Source organism: Pseudoxanthomonas sp. 22568 (assembly GCF_052044485.1).
Taxonomy (GTDB): domain Bacteria; phylum Pseudomonadota; class Gammaproteobacteria; order Xanthomonadales; family Xanthomonadaceae; genus Pseudoxanthomonas_A; species Pseudoxanthomonas_A beigongshangi.
The window spans coordinates 1-18723 of sequence record NZ_JBQENC010000001.1; the positions used below are offsets into that span (position 1 = coordinate 1).

The following is an 18723-nucleotide window of genomic DNA, read 5'->3' on the forward strand; positions in this document are numbered from 1 at the left end:
CTCTGTAGGAGCGACGTGAGTCGCGACGGGAAAATCAATGGGCCGGGAACAGCTGGGGCGTGCGAGCAACCATCCCCGTGTGTCGCGCTCTATCTCAATCGGTTGGATTGCGGTCGCGACTTACGTCGCTCCTACAGGTAAATGATCAGCCCTCAGGGCTTCAAATCCGCCCACACCAGATGGTGGTCGCTGCCGTCGGCGATGGCGGCGTCGGCTTCCGCTTTCGCGGGCCAGAACACGCCGCCGCCCTCGTAGGCGAAGCCGGTCGAGGGCAGGACGTAGTCCAGCCGCATCGCGCCGGCCTTCGGACCGAAATCGCCGGTGACGTGGCCGGGCGCGCCGCGACGGGCGATGCCCTTGGCGGCGTAGGCTTCGGCGGTCTCGGCGCCACCGCGGCTCTGCGGGGTGGCATGGCGCATCACCCGCGGATGTTCCAGCAATTCCAGGATCGCCTCGTGGCGGCCGTCGCCATCGACGGGATCGTTGTTGAGATCACCGGCGATGATGAAGCGCGCCTCCTGCGCCAGCCCGCCGCAGACGCCCGCGTCATCGCACAGCCAAGGCTTGTCGCCCGCGCTGATGTATTCGTGCCACAGGCGCAGCTCGTCGTGGTTGCGCGCACCATTGCGATCCTCCGGACCGTCGAATACCGGCGGGGTCGGATGCGAGACCAGGAAATGCACCACGCCGGAGGGCAGTCGCACCGGCACGTCCCAGTGCGACTTCGACGACAGCCGCAGCTTGGACCACACCTCGTCGCGATACCAGGATTTGCCGGTGGCCGGATCGATCGGACGCGCCGCGCCGGGCAGGGCGCTCCAGCGCAGCAACTGGAAGGTGCGCACCTGCGCGGCATCGATGGGATGCTTCGACAGCACCAGCATCCCGTACTGGCCCGGATGCAGGCCGTAGCCCCAGGCATCGTTGCCGCGCGCGCGGCCTTCGCCGCCGGCCTCGCCGTTGTCGTCCAGATCCAGCCCGCTGGGTACGCCGGTGTTGACCGGCGCGAGGTAGCGGTAGGGATAGCGCAGCGCTTCGCCGCCGCCGGGTTGGGCCACTTCCAGATAACGCTGCTGGAACAGATCCGCCGCGCGATGTGCCTCGTCGTAATCGAATTCGTTGAGCAGCACCAGATCCGGCCGCACCTTCTGCAGCACCGCGGCGATCTTGCGCGCATGCGCGCTGTCGCCTTCCAGTTCGCGGATCACGCCGCCGGCTTCGTCCGAGTACAGCGAGGTGTTGTAGGTGGCCACGCGTAGGCGCGCGGGGCTGTCGGCGAGGGTAGCGGCGGGATCACCGTGCACGTTGACGTTCACGCAGGCAGTGAGCAGGGAAAGCAGGCAGGCGGGCAGGAGGAAGGTTCGCATGCCGCCATTCTGACATGGGCGCCAGCGCCGCCGATGACAGCGCGGTTACGGATCCGGCGGCGGCTGGAAGTCCCGCCATCCGCGGCCGTCGTAGGCTTCCAGCGGCTGGAAGCGGCGCTTGTAGTCCATCTTGCGATGGCCGTGGATCCAGTAGCCCAGGTACAGGTGCGGCAGGCCCTCGCGGCGCGCCCAGGCGATCTGGCGCAGGATCGCCAACGTGCCCAGCCCGCGCGCGGCCAGATCCGGATCGTAGAAGGTGTAGACCGCCGACAGCGCTTCCGGCAACACGTCGGTGACCGCCACCGCCAGCAGCCGTCCGTGTTCGCGCAGTTCCAGGAAGCGGCTGTTGGCCCAGCTGCCGATCAGGAACTGCTCGAACTCGACCGCGCCGTGATCGTCCATGCCGCCCAGCGGATGCCGTGCGGTCAGGTAGCGCTGGTACAGCGCGACGTGCTCCTCGCTGCGCTCGGCCACCATTACCCGCACGTCCACGTCCGGATTCTGCCGCGCGCAGCGGCGCTGGCTGCGATCCGGCTGGAACCGTTCCACCGGAATCCGCACCGCCACGCATGCCTGGCAGCCCAGGCAATGCGGTCGGTAGACGATGTCGCCGGATCGGCGGAAACCCCACGCCAGCGCGTTCGGATAGAACATCGGCAGGCGCGGGTCGCGCGGGTCCAGCACCAGATCGCGCGCGTTGCGATCCGGCCAGTAGCCGCAGGGATGTTCGCCGGTATGGAACAGGCGCAGGTCTTCGGCCGGCTGCGGAGGATTGTTGCCCATCACGCCCCCGCCAGTTTCGGGGCGAGCCAGACGAACAGGCCGCCCGCCGTCGCGCCGGCCAACGCGCCGGCGACCAGATCGCGCGGCACGTGCCGGCGCAGTTTCAGCCGCGACCACGCCACCAACGCGGCGAACGCCAACCCGACGATGCCCCAGGCCGGATGGAGCTGCGACAGCAGGATCGCCGCATAGATGACGAAGGCCATGTGCAGCGACAGCTTGCACCACCGCGCGCCCAGCATCGCCACCGCGATCAGCGCCGCCGCCAGGATCAGTCCCAGCGCCAGCTGCAACGGCTGGCCGGCGACCCAGCCCAGCACCGCCGCCAGCGTCAGCGCGACCAGCAGGAAGCGGTTCAAGGTCCGGCGTTCCTCGTGCCGGCTCGCGTCCACGTGCTGCCAGCGGCCACGCCGCACCTGCCATCCCGACCAGCCCATCACCAGTGCGGCGAACCCGGCGAAGCCCAACGCCATCCACGCCGCCTCGCGCGCGCCCAGGGTGCGCGTGGCCAGCAACAGCGCCGCCACCGGCAGCACCAGCATCGGGTGTCCGAGAATGGAAATGGCGCGGGCGAAGGCGTGGACCATGCGGCCAGCATACTGCGCGGCCGTCGTCGCGGCGCATGCGACCGGCTGGAAGCTGAATCCGTTCGTCGCCGCGTCAACCGTGGCGGCCGCCGGGCGTTTTCCCGGTCAGTGGCGCAACCGCGCCGCGTGATCAGGAGAACCCGAACATGACCCGCAACAAGACCCTGCTCCTGGTGGCCGTGCTGACCGCGCTCGCCGCCGGCACCGCCTTCGCCGCCACCCAGTCCGCGCCGGCCGCAGGCGCCTCGCGCCCGGCCCTGGACAAGAACGGCGACGGCGTCGTGGATCGCGCCGAAGCCGCCGCGCATCCGCGCCTGGCCGAGCGTTTCGACACGCTCGACAAGAACAAGGACGGCAAGCTCAGTGCCGAGGAACGCCCGCATCGCCGACACGGCATGGACGGCGGCGGCCACCGTCGTGGTCAAGGCGGCATGATGAAGCAACTGGACACCGACGGCGACGGCCGCATCAGCAAGGCCGAGGCCGGCAAGCAGCCGCGCTTCGCCGAGCATTTCGCCAGGATGGATGCGAATGGCGACGGCTATGTCGACGCCAAAGATCGCGAACTGCGCGGCAAACAGCGCCGTGACGAATGGTTCGCCGGCGCCGACACCGACAAGGACGGCAAGCTGACCCGCGCCGAGATCGACACCGCCGATGCCAACCGGCGCGCGCAGTTCCAGCAGCGCATGCAGGCGCGTGGCGCTGAGCGCTTCACGGCCGCCGACGCCAACAAGGACGGCCGCATCAGCCGCGACGAAGCCAAGGGCAAGTCGCGCCTGGCCGAGCGCTTCGATCAGCTCGACGCGAACAAGGACGGCTTCCTCAGCCAGGACGAACTGAAGCGGCGTTCGCCGCGCTGAGCCGCACAAGCCACTGTTCCACCGCACACCGGCCGCCACGCGCGGCCGGTGTCGCATTCGCGACTGCTCCCTGGCAGTTGCTGGATTATTTGTAGGAGCGACGTCAGTCGCGACAAAGGCCGGAAATCTTCGGGCGCCCGGCCATCCATCCCCGGCAGAGTGTCCTTCAACCGGCATCGACCACGGTCGCGACTTACGTCGCTCCTACACGCAAATCCGTTGTAGGAGCGACGTCAGTCGCGACGGGGTATCAAACGGCCGGAAACATCGCGTACGGGCAGAATCCATCCCCAAACGTCCCGAGCCGCATGGCACCAGGCTCGCCCGCTTGTGGACGAATGAGGCGCCAACGGCCGTCCGCTCAGAACACCAACCGCCCACTCGCAACCAACCCATACAACAGACCGCCGAACCCCAGCACCAGTCCCACGGTCACCCCGATGATCTGCCACTTGCGCCGGCGTGCCGCGTCGGCGGTTTCGGTCACCGGGTCCAGTTGCATGTCGCGCGCGCGCCGGCGCGCCAGGATGCGCGGCAGCCAGCGGCTGCACGACCACATGATGCCGCCGCAATAGGCGGCGGTGAGCAGCAGGTGCGGAATCCAGCCCGGTACCTTCTGCAATGCGAGGGCGCCGGCCAGGAATGCCAGGATCATCGCCGTGTTGACCGTGCCGTAGGCAATCAGCGCCCGCCGTTCCCGCGCATCCAGCGGATCCCGCAACTGCTTGCGGATGCCGAACCAGACCGAGCCGATGCCGCCAACCAGGCCGACGGCCACCGCGCCGAACGACGCGCCCAGCACCTTCAGCAGGCCCTTGCCGGCCAGCGCCGAACCGGTGCCCAGCACCGCCGCGGCGGCGGTCGGCGGCGCGCCCACCGCCAGCGCGCCCAGCACGATGCTGGCGAACGCCGCGCCCGGCGCGCTGCTGCGGGCGAACTCGCCGAAGTGCTTCATCAATTCCTCGCGCACGTAGCCACGCGCCCGCGACAGGCGCTTGCGCACCGCCGCGTCGGTCAGTCCCAGCAACTGCGCGACCTGCTGCGAACTCTGGCTCTCGCGGTAGTACAGCAACAACACTTCGCGGCTGTCTTCCGGCAGCGCGGCGATGACGTCGGCGGCCACCCGTTCCTGCTCGGTTTGCAGCACCATTTCCGCCGGGGTTGGCGCGGTGTCGGTGGCCAGTTCGATGGCGATGTCGGCCACTTCGCCGGTCATCGGCCGGTGCTGCCCGGCGCGCAGGTGGTCGCGAGCCAGGTTGCGGGTGATCTGGCGCAGCCACGGCAGCAGGCTGTCCGGGTTCTTCAGGCTGCCCAGGTGCTTCCAGGCCTTCAGGAAGGCTTCCTGGGCGATGTCCTCGCTGGCGTGCACGTCGCGGGTGATCGCGTAGGCGATCGCGGTGACGGTGTTCTGGCACGCACCGATGATCCGCCCGTAGGCATCGCGGTCGCCCCGCTGGGCGGCGGGAAATTCATGGCGCAGGGTCAGTTCCAGCGTGGCGGCGGTCATCGGCGGTCGGCTCCAGGCGGCTATGGAAGCACAGACGCCCGGGGAGACGCGATGTGACCCGGCGCCTTTTCCGCCCCTTCCCCCGCGTGCGGGGGAAGGTTGGGATGGGGGCAAGGTTCCAGCGTTCGCCTGGATGACGGGGCAGGGCAATCCGGAAACACTCGTGCCGTCATGCCAGCGCAAGCTGGAATCCACTCCGGATGCATCCAGGTTCGCGGGAAGCGGTACGGGAGCGGGCTGCGGCGTTGGCCCCCACCCCAGCCCTCCCCCGCAAGCGGGGGAGGGAGCGGTATCCGTACGCTGCCATTTTGCTGAAGGAGCTGATGCCTGCTCCGCCCCTTCCCCCGCGTGCGGGGGAAGGTTGGGATGGGGGCAAGATTCTTCAGCGTTCGCTGGGATGACGGGCACGGAAGCGGCGGCGACTGGAAAAAACCGAAGCCTCCGGAAACCTGCAACGCCCCAGAAAACTCAAAACCGCCCCGACACCTTCATCGACACGATCATCCCGCCCAATGCCAGCACCGAGGCAAGCACCACGCCGGTCGCGCCGTACATGCTCTCGTAGAGCCACGCGCCGCGTTTGTGTCCACGCCGGGCGATATCGCGCGCCACCATGGGCTTCATCATCCGGCGCAGCGGCACCAGGCACTGGTAGTTGATGACGGCCATGCCGATCGCCGCCGCCAGCGTCATCGGCAACCAACTGCGGCTGAGCGTGGCGGCGGCCATGATGCTGACACCGACCGCCGCCGCGGTAGCGGTGTTCATGCGGATGAAGCGGCGCAACTGCGCGCGCTCGGTCTCGGTATCGGCAAAACTCAGCAGCAGGCGGCCACCGAAGTACGTGCCCAGCGCACCACCGACCACGCCGCCAATCACCGCGCCCAGCGAGAAACCGGCGGTGACGCCGCCGTGGGCCAGCGTGTCGTAGGCGCCCATCAGCGTGCCCATCGCGGTGCCGCCGGACAGCGACGAAATGCCCAGCCCGCTGGCGCCCAGCTTGCCGGCGCTGGCCGAACCCACGCCGACCGCGCCGGCGCCGATGGCGATGGCGGCGCTGGCGACCGGCGCCGCACCCATCAGTCCGCTGACCACCAGCACGGTGAAGGCCGCGCCGGGCGCGGTGGAGCGGGCGAACTCGCCGAAACGCTTCAGCATTTCCTCGCGCACGATGCCGCGCGCACGCGACAGGCGCTTGCGCACCGCCGCGTCGCTCAGGCCCAGCAACTCGGCCACCTGCAGCGAGCTCTGCCCTTCGCGATAGAACAGCAGCAGGGTTTCGCGGGCGTCCTCCGGCAGCGACGAAATGATGTCGGCGGCGGCGATTTCCTCCTCGGTGCGCAGCAGGCGTTCGGCTGGCGAGGGCGAGGGATCGGCGGTCAGGGTGATCGCCAGTTCCGCCGCTTCGCCCGACATCGGCTTGTGGTGCTGGGTGCGCAGGTAGTCGCGCGCCAGGTTGCGGGTGATCTGGCGCAGCCAGGGCAGGAAGCTGGCGCTGTTCTTCAGGCGGTCCAGCCGCTGCCAGGCGCGCAGGAAGGCTTCCTGCGCGATGTCCTCGCTGGCCTGCACGTCGCGGGTGATGGCGTAGGCGATCGCGGTGACCGTGTTCTGGCAGGCGCTGACGATGCGGCCATAGGCATCCTGATTGCCGCGCGCGGCGGCGGGCAACTCGTGCTGCAGCATCAGGTCGAGGGTCTGGGCATTCATCCGGGCGAGGCTTCCTTGGGTTCCTGGTCCCCGGGACGAGACCGCCCGAAAAATGTGACCGGGCCGGATCAGCCTTCGGAGGCCGGCTTCACCTGTACCCGCACCGCGTCGTCTTCCTCGGTCTCGTCGGCGGGCGCGGGTGCCGGCTGCGTGGGCGTGGCGGGTGCCGTGGCCGGCGCCGGAGCGGGTGCGGCCGGGCGCGGCGCGCGGTGGCGCAGCACCGTGAACACCGCCGCCACCGCAATCAGGCCCAGCAGGATCAGGCGGATGCGCCAGGCCCAGGAGTTGCGCTTCGGCGGATCGTCCTGGGTGCTGGTGAAGGTCAGCGGCGCCGGACCCGCGCCGGGGCGGGTGGTTTCCAGCAGCCCGGCGTCGCGCAGGATCTGGCGCGCGCGCGGCTGGTCTTCCGGATGCCGCACCCACACCGCCGGCTGCAGGCCCTTCGGCACCGGTTCGGTATAGCGGAACTGGCTGCCGCGCTTGCCGCGATACGAGCGCTCGTTGCTGATGTGGACCTCGATGCCGGCGTCGCGCAGCAGCTTGGCCACACCCTCGACGGTTTCCAGACGCTGGCTGGTGAAAATCTGGCGCATCGTCGATCAGTCCTTCGCCGGCACGGCCGCCGCAGCGTGGGCGTCGGGCACCACCCGGATCAGGCCTTCCTGGGCGGTGCTGGCGACCAGCCGGCCATGGCGATCGAAGATCTGCCCGCGCGCCAGCCCGCGCGAACCCTGCGCGCTGGGGCTGTCGATTGAATACAGCAGCCAGTCGTCGGCGCGGAACGGGCGGTGGAACCACAGCGCGTGATCCAGCGAGGCCATCTGCACGTTCGGCTGGTAATAGCTGATGCCGTGCGGATAGGTCGCCGTGCCCAGCAACTGGAAATCGGAGGCATAGGCCAGCAGCGCGCGATGCAGTTCCGGCGAATCACCCACTTTCTCGCTCAGCCGGAACCACACCTGCTGGAACGGCGGCCGCTTGGGCGGATTCAGTTCGTCGCGCGGATACACGTGGCGGAACTCGAACGGCCCGCGCCGCGACAGCCAGCGCTGCACCTTGATCGGCAGCGTCGCCATCACCTCGGCCGGCACCGGCGGCGCCGGCGTCACGTCCTCGGGCTGCGGCACCTCGGGCATCGACAACTGGTGTTCCGCGCCGGCTTCCTCGCCCTGGAACGAGGCCGCGCAGAAGAAGATCACCCGCCCATGCTGGATCGCCGTGACCCGGCGCACCGAGAAACTGCCGCCATCGCGCGTGCGATCCACCTCGTAGACAATCGGCGCCTCGATGTTGCCGGCGCGCAGGAAGTAGGCATGCAGCGAATGCGCGCGGCGCTCGCCTTCACCCTCCACCGTCGCCTGCGCGGCCGACAGCGCCTGTCCCAGCACCTGCCCGCCGAACACGTACTTGGTGCCGATATCGCGGCTCTGGCCCCGGAACAGGTTGTCCTCCAGCCGCTCCAGCGAGAGCAGGTCGATGAGTTCGCTGACGACGGGTTCAGGATTGGAAGACACGGCGGCTCGCAGGGCGGGTGCGGGAGGCTGGGGATTATACGGGGCGGGGCTTTAGGGCCGGGATTGGGGATTGGGGATTCGAGATTGGAGCCTCGGACCAGCGACAACCCCGCTCTTGCCTCCCCCTTCGCAGAAGGGGGACCGAGGGGGATTTGCTTTTGGCGGGAAACCCACGCCCTGTAGGAGCGNTCGCTCCTACATGGAAATTCCGTCAGGGCTTCAACCGCGCCAGCCCCACCGCCGCCATCACCCGTTCCCACGGAAACATCGGCCCCGGATCCAGCTTCCGCTGCACTTGCACGGCCGGATCATCGCTCGCCGGCTCCGTCGTCCGATCCAGATCCTCATGCCCGGCAATCCACCGCAACGCCGGCAGCTGCGAAGGCAGCCAGCGCAGCAGCGCAATCAATGCCTCGATCTGCGCCGCGGTATACGACTCCTCCATCCGCTGATGATCACTCGCCAGCCAATGCGGATAGCGCCCGATGTTCACCAGTTCGATCCCGATCGCCCGCGGGTTGTAACCGCGCACATGGTGCGCCACCCGATCCAGCGCCACGTACTGGTGCACGTTGCCGTCGCGATCGATGTAGAAGTGCCCACTGTTGCCGGTGCCCGACCCCGGATACAGGATTTCCTCGCCAAATTGCCGCGCCGTCGCCAGATCCGGCAGCTCGGTGCAATGGATCACCACCAGATCCACCTGCGCTAGCGGGCGCGGCTCCAGCCGGGTTTCATAGGGCAGGGGAGCGGAGTGGATGGCGGGCGCGTCGGACATGCCGGGCATGCTAGCAGGCCGATACCGGCGCGCGGCTCAAGTAAACTGGCCGCCTGCGCCGCGGCCGTCGCGGCGGGATGCCCCCCATGCCCCTGTCTCCCGATTCCCCGCTTGCCCAGTTGATGGCCCGCCTGCCGCGCGCCGGCCAGGTCGAATGGATTGGCCTGCGTCCCGCCCGCGACGTGGTGATGGTGCCGGTGCAGCAGGTCGAGGCCGTCACCGGCATCGGCCTGGTCGGCGATCGCTATGCCGGCGGCAGCGGCAAGCGCGGCATCACCCTCATCCAGGCCGAACACCTGCCGGCCATCGCCGCGCTGGCCGCGCGTGCGGATCTGCAACCGGCGCTGCTGCGACGGAATGTGGTGGTCTCCGGCATTCCGCTGATCGCGCTGAAGGAGCGCCGCTTCCGCATCGGCGATGTGGTGTTGGAAGGCACCGACGAATGCGATCCCTGTTCGCGCATGGAAGACGCGCTCGGCCCCGGCGGCTACAACGCCATGCGTGGCCACGGCGGCCTGTGCGCGCGCATCCTGGAAGGCGGCTTGTTCCGCATCGGCGATCGCGTGGAGGCGCTGTGAGCCAGCCCTCCCGGCTTCGTGGCCACTGCATCCTCTCGCACGGTTTCGAAAGCGGCCCCGACGCCACCAAGGTCACCGCGCTGGCGGACGTCGCCGAGCGTCTGGGCTGGACCCACGAACGCCCCGACTACACCGATCTGGACGCCCGCCGCGACATCAGCTCGCTCGGCGACGTGCCCGCGCGGCTGGAGCGCCTGCGCGGCCTCGCGCTCGCCGCCGCCAGCCGCGGCCCGCTGGTGCTCGCCGGTTCCAGCCTCGGCGCCTACATCGCCGGCCGCATCTCGCTGGACGTGCCGGTGCGCGGCCTGTTCCTGATGGCGCCGCCGACCACCATGGGGCCGCTGCCGGGACTGGACGCCGCGCCCGTGCCGATTTCGGTCATCCACGGCTGGGATGACGAACTGATTCCCGCGCAGCTTGTCGTCGACTGGGCCCACGCCCGCCGCGCGCGCCTGCTGATGGTCGACGACGCGCATCGCCTGTCTTCGCACGTCGAAGCTTCCGCCGACGCCTTCGGCCAACTGCTGGCCTCGCTGTAACTCCTCCGCACCGCGTTCAGCCCGCGTCTGGCCGCGGGCGCGCGACTGCCGCTAGAATCGCGGCCTCGATTCGTCCCAGGTGTCCACGCCCATGCGCCATTGATGCCGCCGTCGCTTCAGACGGCCCAGGTTCCCGCCGGCCCCGCGCCGAGGGAGTTCTTGTGGCATCACATGGAATCCGCATGACGAATCCTTTCCTGACGCTCGACCGCGCGTCGCTGTCCCTGCCCGACGGCAGGATCCTTTTCTCCGATCTCGACCTGCACCTGGACGGCCGTCCGACCGGGCTGGTGGGGCGCAATGGCGTCGGCAAGAGCGTGCTTGCGCGCCTGCTGGCCGGAGAGGTCGAACCGACCGCCGGCAAGCGCGCCGCCAGCGGCCGCGTGCACTACCTGCCGCAACAGATCCGCGTGCCGCCCGGCGCCACCGTCGCCTCGCTCGCCGGTGTCGATGGCCCGCTGGACGCGCTCGCGCGCATCGAGGCCGGCAGCGCCGACGTGCGCGATTTCGATGCATTGGGCGATCGCTGGGACATCCGCCAGCAACTCGCGCAGGCATTGGACGCGCAGGGCCTGCCGGGTCTCGCGCCGGATCGCGCCGCCGACACCCTCAGCGGCGGCGAGGCGATGCGCGTGGCGCTGGCCGGCGCCTTCCTGTCCGAGGCCGACTTCCTGATTCTCGACGAGCCCAGCAACCACCTCGACGCGCCGCAACGCCAGCGCCTGCACGCGCAACTCGCGCAATGGCAGAACGGCCTGCTGGTGATCAGCCACGACCGCCGCCTGCTCGACACCTTCGCCCGTATCGAGGAACTGTCGCCGCACGGCCTGCGGACCTACGGTGGCGGCTACGGTTTCTACGCCGCGCGCAAGGACGAGGAACAGGCGCAGGCGCAACGCGAGCTCGAACAGACCAAAGCCGCCGTGCAGCGCCAGGAACGCGCGCTGCGCGAACAGCGCGAACGCCAGCAGCGTCGGCAGGCACGCGGCAACCGCGACGCGCGCGACGCCAACCAGGCGCCGATCCTGATGGGCCTGCGCAAGGATCGCAGCGAGGATAGCGCCGGCCGCTTCGCCGCCCGCCAGCAGGCCGCGCGCGAACAACTCGGCGCGCAGTTGCGCGAGGCCGCGCGCAGGCAGGAGCCGACGGTGGAACTGGCCCTGTTCGCGCCCGATGCGACTTCCGCGCAGGACCGCATCGCCCTGCGCCTGGAAGACGCGGTGCTGCCGTTCGTGCCCGCCACCGCCCACGGCGTGAACCTGTCGATCACCGGCCGCCAGCGCATCGGCATCACCGGCGCCAACGGCAGCGGAAAATCCACGCTGCTCAAGGTGCTGGCCGGGCAGGTGCCGCCGCTGTCCGGGCGCCGCCGCGCGCACGTGCCGGTGGCATGGCTGGATCAGCGCCTGGCCGGGCTGGATCCCGACGCCAGCGTGCTGGCGCAGCTGCGCGAGGCCAACCCGGATGCCGGCGAGGCCGCGCTGCGCACCCGGCTGGCGCTGCTCGGGCTGGACGCCGGCCACATCGACGGCCCCAGCGCGAAACTCAGCGGCGGCGAGCGCCTCAAGGCCGCGCTGGCCTGCGTGATGTACGCCGCGCAGCCGGCCGGTCTGCTGTTGCTGGACGAACCCGGCAACCATCTGGATCTGGCCGGGCTGGAGGCGCTGGAAAGCATGCTGCGCCAGTACCGCGGCGCGCTGGCCGTGGTCTCCCACGACGAGGCCCTGCTGGAGCGGCTGGACCTGACCCACCGCCTGCACCTGTTGCGGGAAAGCTGGGCCCTGTCGCTCGCCTGAGCGCGCGCGGGGCCGGTTTTCCGTGTGTTTCCAGCCCCGATCCGGCAAAATTGCCCGGCAAAACCGCGCCCGTCCGCGCCCCGTCGTCCCGAGTTCCGGAGTCCACTTGAAGTTCTTTGTTTCCTGCGCCAAGGGCCTGGAGTACCTGCTCGCCGACGAGCTGACGGCGCTGGGCGCCCATCGCGCCACCGCCACCATCGCCGGCGTCAACGTCGAAGGCGAACTGGGCGACGCCCAGCGCGCCGTGCTGTGGTCGCGCCTGGCCAGCCGCGTGCTGTGGCCCATCGCCGACTACGACTGCCCGGACGAGCAGGCGCTCTACGACGGTGCCGCCGCCATCGCCTGGGAAAACCACCTGCGTCCGGAACTCACCCTCGCGGTGGACGCGCACGTCTCCGGCCAGACCATCACCCACGCGCGCTATGCCGCCCAGCGGATCAAGGACGCGGTGGTGGATCGCCTGCGCCAGCAGGGACTGGAACGTCCCTCGGTGGATGTCGAACAGCCGGACGTGCGCATCAACCTGTCGCTGCGCAAGGGCCGCGCCACGCTGTCGATTGACCTCGGCGGTGGTCCGATGCACCGCCGCGGCTGGCGCCGCGAGCAGAACGAGGCGCCGTTGAAGGAAAACCTCGCCGCCGGCGTGCTGATGCGCGGCAGCTGGCCGGCGCTGTACCACGCCGGTGGCGCGCTGCTGGATCCCATGTGCGGTAGCGGCACCTTGCTGATTGAAGGCGCGCTGATGGCGGCCGACGTCGCCCCCGGCCTGCAACGCCACGGCAACGCGCTGCCGACGCGCTGGCTGGGCTTCGACACGCAGGCCTGGCGCGATCTGTTCGCCGACGCCGTCGCCCGCGAGACCGAGGGCCGTCGCGCGCTGCAACCGCGTTTCTTCGGCAGCGATCTGGATTCACGCGCCATCCGTGCCGCCAACGAGAACGCGACCCTGGCGGGCCTGGCCGGACAGATTCAATTCCAGACCCGCGACGTCGCCCAGCTGGAAGCTCCCGGCGAAGGTAGCGGCCTGGTGGTCTGCAATCCGCCCTACGACGAACGCTTGGCCGCCGATGCGGCGCTGTATCGCATGCTCGGTGACGCGCTGCAGCGCGCCGTGCCCGGCTGGCGTGCCAGCCTGCTGTGCGGCAACGCCGATCTGGCCCACGCCACCGGCCTGCGCGCGCAGAAGAAGTACCAGGTGTTCAACGGCGCCATCGAGTGCGCCCTGATCGTCTGCGATACCGTCGCCGCGCCCGCCCGCGAGCGCAGCGAACCGCGCCCGCTCAGCGAAAGCGCGCAGATGGTCGCCAACCGCATCCGCAAGAACCTCAAGAAGCTCAAGAGCTGGCGCGCCCGCGAGGACGTCACCTGCTACCGCGCCTACGACGCCGACCTGCCCGAATACGCCGCCGCCATCGACGTGTACGAAGCCGAGAACGACGGCGGCACCTACCTGCACATCCAGGAATACGCCGCCCCGGCCAGCATCCCGGAAACCGACGTGCGCCGCCGTTTCAGCGAACTGCTGGCCGCCGCGCGCGAAGTCTTCGCCGTGCCGCCGGAGCGGGTGGCGATCAAGTCGCGCGCACGTGGCAAGGGCGGCAGCAAGTACGGCCGCTTCGATCAAAAGGATCAGACCCTGTGGGTGCGGGAAAACAACGCCCGCCTGCAGGTCAACCTGTTCGACTACCTCGACACCGGCCTGTTCCTGGATCACCGCCCGCTGCGCCGGCGCATGGCCCAGGAAGCGCGCGGCAAGCGCTTCCTCAACCTTTTCAGCTACACCGGTGTCGCCAGCGTGCAGGCCGCCGTCGGCGGCGCGGCCACCACCACCAGCGTGGACCTGTCCGGCACCTACCTGGAATGGTGCGGGCGCAATCTGGCCGGCAATAACTTCGGCGGCGCCCACCACCGCCTCGTGCAGGCCGACGCCGTGCGCTGGCTGGAAGCCGAGCAGGGCGAATACGACCTGATCTTCTGCGACCCGCCCACCTTCTCCAACTCCGCCCGCGCCGACGACTTCGACATCCAGAAGGAACACGTGCGCCTGCTGCGCGCGGCGGTCGCCCGACTGGCGCCCAACGGCGTGCTGTACTTCAGCAACAACTTCCGCCGCTTCCGCCTGGACGAAAACGAAATCGCCGCCTTCGCCCGCTGCGAGGACATCACCCCGCAGACCATCCCCCCGGATTTCGAGCGCAACGCCCGCATCCACCGCTGCTGGAAGCTCACCCGCTTCTGAGCCGGATACCGCCGCCCCGCAGATCGGGGCGGCGGCCATACCCACTAATCCGACTTCACCGGCTCCAGCACCAGACGGCCGGCGCGTATGCGTATCCGGATGGTCTGGCCAATTGAAAAGCCGGCCTGTTCCAGCCAGCGGCCTTGCAGGCGCAGCGAGGGGAAGGGCGGGGTGGGGCGGCCCTTGCCGGTGTGTGGGTAATAGGCGTAGCCGGTTTTGAGTTGGCGCTCACGCGGGAAGGGGCGGTGGGATTTGTTGCCTGCCATGTTGGCCTCCGGTCGATATCGGAAAACCGCGAGGACGGACGCGGACACCGCTAGCGGGGGAGGTGTGTTGAGCACAGAGGACTAAACTAGTCCCTCAAAGGCTGAAGACCATGACGCTGTTTGTCGGTTGACGGCTTATGCCCCGAAGCGGACTTCCACACCCGTCTTCTGGTTGGCGCCTGGGTCGGCTTCTGCGAGAACAGATGCAGGCGCTGGCGCCGGCAATCGGCTATCTTGGGAATCCTTTTCACGGCCCTTCAAGCACTGACGCATGCAAGCGATCTCGAGGATTGTTCGAAACAGGCCGTGGTTCAACTACTTCGTATTGTCCGCCGCGCTCTTGGCTGCGGGTTGCAAGGGCGAGCATGTGCCTGCGCAGGATCTAGGAGCGGACATCGATGAGGTCGCCGCAACACTGATAGAGCAGCCATTGCTGCACTCGACCTCGATCGCAGTCGTATATCGGGGCCAGCAATTCATCCGTCATCGCGGCGACATGGAAGCTGGCAGGCCGGGCCCTCCGACCGATGCGACCCTCTACGAAATCGGTTCGCTGAGCAAGACCCTGGCGGGAACCCTGATGGCCAATGCCGTCCTGGAGCGCAGGCTTGGTTTGGATGATGATGTTCGGAGGTATCTGCAAGGGGACTATCCGAACCTGCAGTACAAGGGCGATCCCATTCGCATCCGTCACCTGCTGTCGCATACGAGCGGGCTGCCGAACATGTTGCCGGAACGCGCGAACACGGTACTCGCGGACTTCACCGATCAGCGTACGCCCCAAGAGCTCAATGCCATCTATGCGCGCTACGACAAGGCTGATTTCTTCAGGGACCTGCACGCTGTCGAGATTCACGAGGCGCCCGGAAAAGACTACGCCTACTCCAGTGCCGGAACCGAGTTGACGGCGCATATTCTGGAAACGGTATACAAGAGCGACTACGAGTCTCTGTTACGCGGATTCTTTCGCGATTCCGCGGCGATGACGGACCTCGGAATCAGACTGAGCGATGCCGAAATTCCCCGACTTGCGATCGGCTATCACAGCGACAACGCGGTACCGACAACGCCGATGCCCCAGTTGCCCTGGGGCGCATCCGGAAACGTGAAGGCGACTGTCCCGGAGATGGTGAAGTACCTTGAATTCCAGTTGGCCGACGGGCCCGTGGTGAAGGAGTCGCATCGTACGCTTGTGAAATTCGATTACGAGTTCAGCATCGGCTATTTCTGGAACATCGTCGCCGGCGACCGCTTGAAGGGTGTTTACTACGCCCATCATGGCGGCGTGCCCCGCTCGCAGTGCTACATCTACATCCTGCCGAAGTACGATTTGGGAATTTTCGTGATCACCAACCAAAGCGGCGCCCAAACTGCGGGCGCCATGGAGGCAGCGATCAATACACTGGTTGAGCGAATCGCTGCGCGAGAAAACGTCTCTGGTTAGAGCCTGTCCCGGTCGCATTTTGCGCCCCGGCTTGGCTAGTGTTTCTGGCCGAAATGACATCCACTCGACAGAGGGGATTGGCCCGGTTGCAAGAACAGGGGCGGTGTGGATTTTCTGACGCTGTGATGCTGATCCGCCTATTGAGGCTCCATTCCGTTGTTCCAACTACCGAACTTCAATTGGGTTGAGACCTATGAGCCGTCCTTTTCTTGCTGTTGTCGCCTTCGCCCTGATGCTGGTTGTGGGACCGGCTTTTTCACAAGATATTCCAGAACCCACAAGGGTTCCCAGCATCGCACTGCCACCCGAACTGGACCGGATACTCCGCGACTACGAGCGCGCCTGGCGCGCGGGTGACGCGGCGGCCCTCGCGGCGCTGTTCGCGGAGGATGGCTTCATCCTGCAAAGCAATCGTCCGCCTGTCCGCGGACGCAAGGCCATCCAGGCTACCTATGAAGGCGGAGGAGGCGGCCCGCTGCGGCTACGCGCGCTCGCCTTTCACACCGAAGCCACGACCGGCTACATCGTCGGCGCCTACGGCTACGGCGATGGACCCGGCGACACCGGCAAGTTCACCCTCACACTCCGCCGCACCCCCGGCCAGCCGTGGCTGATCTTCTCGGACATGGACAATCAGAACGCACCGCCGAAGCAAAGAAACTAGTCCCTCCCGACGGAAATTCAATGAGCTATCCCCTTTCCATCGTGGCCACCCTGTTGCTTCTGTGTGGATGCGCTACCAAGAAGGACACGCCAATGGATGTCTGCAAGGCGATAAGAATGACCGACAGAGGCCCCCTGAGAGACGCATTGATTTCGGGCACGTTTACCACCGATGCACGCCATTCCTCTTACCTCGAAGGCGTTGAGTGCAAGGGAGCGATGGTGGAAACCTATCTCAGGCGGAAAAAAGGAAGTGATGAACTGGATGCCATCGGGGGAGAGGAATTCTTGAGCCAGGTCTTCCGGGGCGCCATGAAAGACCAGATTTTTTCATATCATCTGGTCGCGCGAGGAACGCTCCTCCCAGCCGGAGACGGAATGCCGGAATTTATTATCAGCGAAGTGGTCGAGCTGACCACTCGCCAGAAAGAACCCGAGGGGCCACGTGATGCGCGATAGATGCCGGAGAGGTTATTGATGGCTGGCCCTGGACACCGTGGATCCATGCAGCGATGGAGGCGAGTCCTGGCTCTCGCGGTGCTCGCCCCCATCCTGGCATTCGCCGGATACGCGGCTTATCTCTGGGCCACCCATCTCGATGAAACGGTTGTCTCCGGCACGGTCTACGGATTCACCATCGGGGCATCCAAGCAGGAGGCGCTTGCGGCGGCCAGAATCCTCAATGACCATCCTCACGCAGTCGTGTATATCAGCTATGGCCCGAGAGCCGGGGACCACTTCAGCATCGCTCCTTCGCAGGTGCGGATAGAACAACTGCAAGCGCACGACCAATGGGACGTACTTCTTGATGGGGCGGGCAAGTTCTTCAATTCGGTCCGCCTGACTTTCAACGACGGTAGGCTCGTCGAGATCCATCGCTACAGGCAGCGCTTCGAGATGCCATAGGAAAAATTCTTTACCAATGCTCCTTTCGGAAGGGCCGATTCGCGGGATTTTTGTTCAGACAGCCGGATTCTTGGACATCACCAATGCTCATTCGATTCGCCACGCTTGCAATGGACCGAGACTCTGGCTATGCCAGCGGAATCTTGGTGGCTGCACATACCTTGCGCGATGAAGGTGATCTGACCTCGGACGAGCATCTAGAATTGCGCGAAGCGTTGTCCTGGTTCAACGAGGAACTGTTCGTGCCCAAGGTGCTGGAGCGGCCAGAGCATCGCCGAGCGATCTCCTGGTTCAAACCAGCGGCGGAGGACGCCATTCGACGCATGTGGCACCTCAAATACCTGCTTGACCGCCATGGCCACCATGTCGAAGTACTCAGGACTTCGGAACCGGGTTCAGTGGTTTATGAGGACGATTGGCAGCTGATCGCAAAACCGCGAAAGGGACAGCGGTTCTGGTAAAAGACCGGGTTCAAAGCACTGTCATTGCGGAACAGGACGTGCTTTTCCTGTTCCAGAGTGGCTGGAAAGAGGGGCATCTGGGTGACGCATGAGGCTATTCGGATCCATGCAGGACGACGTTCTGAATGAACTCATCCGCGTCGGTTTTCAGGTGCGCGTGGCGCGTCAGGCCACGGTGCGAATACAGGATGGATACGCCTACGGATTCATCCGCTGGATGGCGGCAATACAGGCCATCCAGCTCCAACAGTAGCGGTCCATTTGCGCCTTTGGCTCCCCGGTCCTTTGAAGTGGCCCGGTAGCGTACGCATGGGTACGCTCGCTCGCTTGAATACTTGATGGATTGTTCCAGCAGTTCATACCGGTCAGGCATCTGAGGGTCGGTGTCGCTCGCGGATGACCTTCTAATCAGCTCCTCATACTCCTCGGGCGAGTTGGCGGGTCCCATTCGGAACAGCGCGACGGCCGCAACAAAGGAATTGATCGCCTCGCCACGGGAAAACCGCACCTCGAAATCGGATTCGCTTTGCATCCGCCAATTTCCTCCCGCAGGGCTGCTCACCGTCATGTAAGGGGTGGAAAACAATCCGGTGGGCGGTGCCTCGGGGGCAGTGCTGCTGACATCCGCAACCAGAGTGCTCGACAACAACAAGGTGGCTAGCGCGGTAAGCTTCATATGTATGAAATCTGTCGGGCGAGTAAAGAATGGGGTCGGCAAAAAATAG

At 67.1% G+C, this 18723-nt stretch carries 19 protein-coding genes and 2 pseudogenes; 11 read left to right on the plus strand and 10 right to left on the minus strand.

The window, feature by feature from the left end; genetic code table 11:
- Positions 1-152 precede the first annotated feature (152 nt).
- Genes ACTJI2_RS00005 through ACTJI2_RS00015 form a run of 3 tightly spaced genes read right to left on the minus strand, consistent with a single transcriptional unit; the run spans position 153 to position 2737 of the window.
- Complete coding sequence (locus ACTJI2_RS00005; RefSeq protein ID WP_440840653.1) at positions 153-1367, minus strand: endonuclease/exonuclease/phosphatase family protein; 1215 nt, start codon at positions 1365-1367, stop codon at positions 153-155.
- A 45-nt stretch (positions 1368-1412) separates the two neighbouring features.
- Complete coding sequence (locus ACTJI2_RS00010) at positions 1413-2150, minus strand: arginyltransferase (protein ID WP_183638119.1); 738 nt, start codon at positions 2148-2150, stop codon at positions 1413-1415.
- A complete protein-coding gene (locus tag ACTJI2_RS00015) occupies positions 2150-2737 on the minus strand; it encodes a phosphatase PAP2 family protein (RefSeq protein WP_440840655.1) in 588 nt (195 codons plus the stop codon). Before ACTJI2_RS00015 ends, ACTJI2_RS00010 begins: the two co-directional genes overlap by 1 nt.
- 146 nt (positions 2738-2883) lie before the next feature.
- Between ACTJI2_RS00015 and ACTJI2_RS00020 the strand changes: the two are divergent.
- Positions 2884-3498: pseudogene (locus tag ACTJI2_RS00020) on the plus strand (EF-hand domain-containing protein); the annotation flags it as partial.
- A 27-nt stretch (positions 3499-3525) separates the two neighbouring features.
- A pseudogene (locus tag ACTJI2_RS00025) lies at positions 3526-3600 on the plus strand (hypothetical protein); the annotation flags it as partial.
- Between the two features lie 361 nt (positions 3601-3961).
- Here ACTJI2_RS00025 and ACTJI2_RS00030 read toward each other — a convergent pair.
- From ACTJI2_RS00030 to ACTJI2_RS00050, 5 genes are all read right to left on the minus strand, one after another.
- A complete protein-coding gene (locus ACTJI2_RS00030; RefSeq protein ID WP_440840656.1) occupies positions 3962-5107 on the minus strand; it encodes an RNA polymerase sigma factor in 1146 nt (381 codons plus the stop codon).
- A 468-nt stretch (positions 5108-5575) separates the two neighbouring features.
- A complete protein-coding gene (locus ACTJI2_RS00035) occupies positions 5576-6814 on the minus strand; it encodes an RNA polymerase sigma factor (protein WP_440840657.1) in 1239 nt (412 codons plus the stop codon).
- Between the two features lie 68 nt (positions 6815-6882).
- On the minus strand, positions 6883-7407 hold the full coding sequence (locus tag ACTJI2_RS00040) for a pathogenicity-like protein (protein WP_440840659.1): 525 nt from the start codon (positions 7405-7407) through the stop codon (positions 6883-6885).
- 6 nt (positions 7408-7413) lie between these two features.
- Positions 7414-8328 (minus strand): acyl-CoA thioesterase II, encoded by a 915-nt coding sequence (gene tesB / locus ACTJI2_RS00045; protein WP_318287498.1) that lies wholly within the window; start codon positions 8326-8328, stop codon positions 7414-7416.
- Positions 8329-8539: 211 nt separating this feature from the next.
- Positions 8540-9106, minus strand: coding sequence for an N-acetylmuramoyl-L-alanine amidase (locus tag ACTJI2_RS00050; protein WP_440840661.1), 567 nt, complete (start codon positions 9104-9106; stop codon positions 8540-8542).
- A gap of 86 nt (positions 9107-9192) precedes the next feature.
- Here ACTJI2_RS00050 and ACTJI2_RS00055 point away from each other — a divergent pair, with 86 nt between their 5' ends.
- The 4 genes from ACTJI2_RS00055 (at position 9193) to rlmKL (ending at position 14258) form a co-directional block, all read left to right on the plus strand.
- Positions 9193-9684, plus strand: coding sequence for an MOSC domain-containing protein (locus ACTJI2_RS00055; RefSeq protein ID WP_440840663.1), 492 nt, complete (start codon positions 9193-9195; stop codon positions 9682-9684).
- On the plus strand, positions 9681-10223 hold the full coding sequence (locus ACTJI2_RS00060) for a hypothetical protein (RefSeq protein ID WP_440840664.1): 543 nt from the start codon (positions 9681-9683) through the stop codon (positions 10221-10223). The genes ACTJI2_RS00055 and ACTJI2_RS00060 overlap by 4 nt, the downstream gene beginning before the upstream one ends.
- Positions 10224-10405: 182 nt before the next feature.
- Positions 10406-12019, plus strand: a complete 1614-nt coding sequence (locus ACTJI2_RS00065; RefSeq protein ID WP_440840665.1) for an ABC-F family ATP-binding cassette domain-containing protein — start codon at positions 10406-10408, stop codon at positions 12017-12019.
- Positions 12020-12125: 106 nt separating this feature from the next.
- On the plus strand, positions 12126-14258 hold the full coding sequence (rlmKL, locus tag ACTJI2_RS00070; RefSeq protein ID WP_440840666.1) for a bifunctional 23S rRNA (guanine(2069)-N(7))-methyltransferase RlmK/23S rRNA (guanine(2445)-N(2))-methyltransferase RlmL: 2133 nt from the start codon (positions 12126-12128) through the stop codon (positions 14256-14258).
- A 44-nt stretch (positions 14259-14302) separates the two neighbouring features.
- Here rlmKL and ACTJI2_RS00075 read toward each other — a convergent pair whose 3' ends face one another.
- Positions 14303-14524, minus strand: coding sequence for a SymE family type I addiction module toxin (locus ACTJI2_RS00075; protein WP_440840667.1), 222 nt, complete (start codon positions 14522-14524; stop codon positions 14303-14305).
- 271 nt (positions 14525-14795) lie between these two features.
- Between ACTJI2_RS00075 and ACTJI2_RS00080 the strand changes: the two genes are divergently transcribed.
- The 5 genes from ACTJI2_RS00080 to ACTJI2_RS00100 all read left to right on the plus strand — a co-directional run bounded on the left by ACTJI2_RS00080 (position 14796) and on the right by ACTJI2_RS00100 (position 17998).
- Positions 14796-15968, plus strand: coding sequence for a serine hydrolase domain-containing protein (locus ACTJI2_RS00080; RefSeq protein WP_440840668.1), 1173 nt, complete (start codon positions 14796-14798; stop codon positions 15966-15968).
- A 193-nt stretch (positions 15969-16161) separates the two neighbouring features.
- Positions 16162-16632, plus strand: a complete 471-nt coding sequence (locus tag ACTJI2_RS00085) for a YybH family protein (RefSeq protein WP_440840669.1) — start codon at positions 16162-16164, stop codon at positions 16630-16632.
- 20 nt (positions 16633-16652) lie between these two features.
- Positions 16653-17090 carry a hypothetical protein gene (locus ACTJI2_RS00090; protein ID WP_440840670.1) on the plus strand — a complete coding sequence of 146 codons (438 nt, stop codon included), beginning with the start codon at positions 16653-16655 and terminating at the stop codon, positions 17088-17090.
- 78 nt (positions 17091-17168) lie between these two features.
- On the plus strand, positions 17169-17537 hold the full coding sequence (locus ACTJI2_RS00095; RefSeq protein ID WP_440840672.1) for a hypothetical protein: 369 nt from the start codon (positions 17169-17171) through the stop codon (positions 17535-17537).
- A 146-nt stretch (positions 17538-17683) separates the two neighbouring features.
- On the plus strand, positions 17684-17998 hold the full coding sequence (locus tag ACTJI2_RS00100; protein WP_318287486.1) for a hypothetical protein: 315 nt from the start codon (positions 17684-17686) through the stop codon (positions 17996-17998).
- A gap of 94 nt (positions 17999-18092) precedes the next feature.
- Here the strand turns inward: ACTJI2_RS00100 and ACTJI2_RS00105 are convergent, their stop codons facing one another.
- Entirely contained in the window at positions 18093-18674 is a 582-nt protein-coding gene (locus ACTJI2_RS00105) for a hypothetical protein (RefSeq protein WP_318287485.1), read from the minus strand.
- Between the last annotated feature and the right edge of the window lie 49 nt (positions 18675-18723).

Bases quoted from the DNA above. Each gene is read 5' to 3' on its own strand.
- ACTJI2_RS00005 (WP_440840653.1), bottom strand. From the start codon at position 1,367: ATGCGAACCTTCCTCCTGCCCGCCTGCCTGCTTTCCCTGCTCACTGCC.
- ACTJI2_RS00010 (WP_183638119.1), bottom strand. From the start codon at position 2,150: ATGGGCAACAATCCTCCGCAGCCGGCCGAAGACCTGCGCCTGTTCCAT.
- ACTJI2_RS00015 (WP_440840655.1), bottom strand. From the start codon at position 2,737: ATGGTCCACGCCTTCGCCCGCGCCATTTCCATTCTCGGACACCCGATG.
- ACTJI2_RS00030 (WP_440840656.1), bottom strand. From the start codon at position 5,107: ATGACCGCCGCCACGCTGGAACTGACCCTGCGCCATGAATTTCCCGCC.
- ACTJI2_RS00035 (WP_440840657.1), bottom strand. From the start codon at position 6,814: ATGAATGCCCAGACCCTCGACCTGATGCTGCAGCACGAGTTGCCCGCC.
- ACTJI2_RS00040 (WP_440840659.1), bottom strand. From the start codon at position 7,407: ATGCGCCAGATTTTCACCAGCCAGCGTCTGGAAACCGTCGAGGGTGTG.
- ACTJI2_RS00050 (WP_440840661.1), bottom strand. From the start codon at position 9,106: ATGTCCGACGCGCCCGCCATCCACTCCGCTCCCCTGCCCTATGAAACC.
- ACTJI2_RS00055 (WP_440840663.1), top strand. From the start codon at position 9,193: ATGCCCCTGTCTCCCGATTCCCCGCTTGCCCAGTTGATGGCCCGCCTG.
- ACTJI2_RS00065 (WP_440840665.1), top strand. From the start codon at position 10,406: ATGACGAATCCTTTCCTGACGCTCGACCGCGCGTCGCTGTCCCTGCCC.
- ACTJI2_RS00075 (WP_440840667.1), bottom strand. From the start codon at position 14,524: ATGGCAGGCAACAAATCCCACCGCCCCTTCCCGCGTGAGCGCCAACTC.
- ACTJI2_RS00080 (WP_440840668.1), top strand. From the start codon at position 14,796: ATGCAAGCGATCTCGAGGATTGTTCGAAACAGGCCGTGGTTCAACTAC.
- ACTJI2_RS00085 (WP_440840669.1), top strand. From the start codon at position 16,162: ATGAGCCGTCCTTTTCTTGCTGTTGTCGCCTTCGCCCTGATGCTGGTT.
- ACTJI2_RS00090 (WP_440840670.1), top strand. From the start codon at position 16,653: ATGAGCTATCCCCTTTCCATCGTGGCCACCCTGTTGCTTCTGTGTGGA.
- ACTJI2_RS00105 (WP_318287485.1), bottom strand. From the start codon at position 18,674: ATGAAGCTTACCGCGCTAGCCACCTTGTTGTTGTCGAGCACTCTGGTT.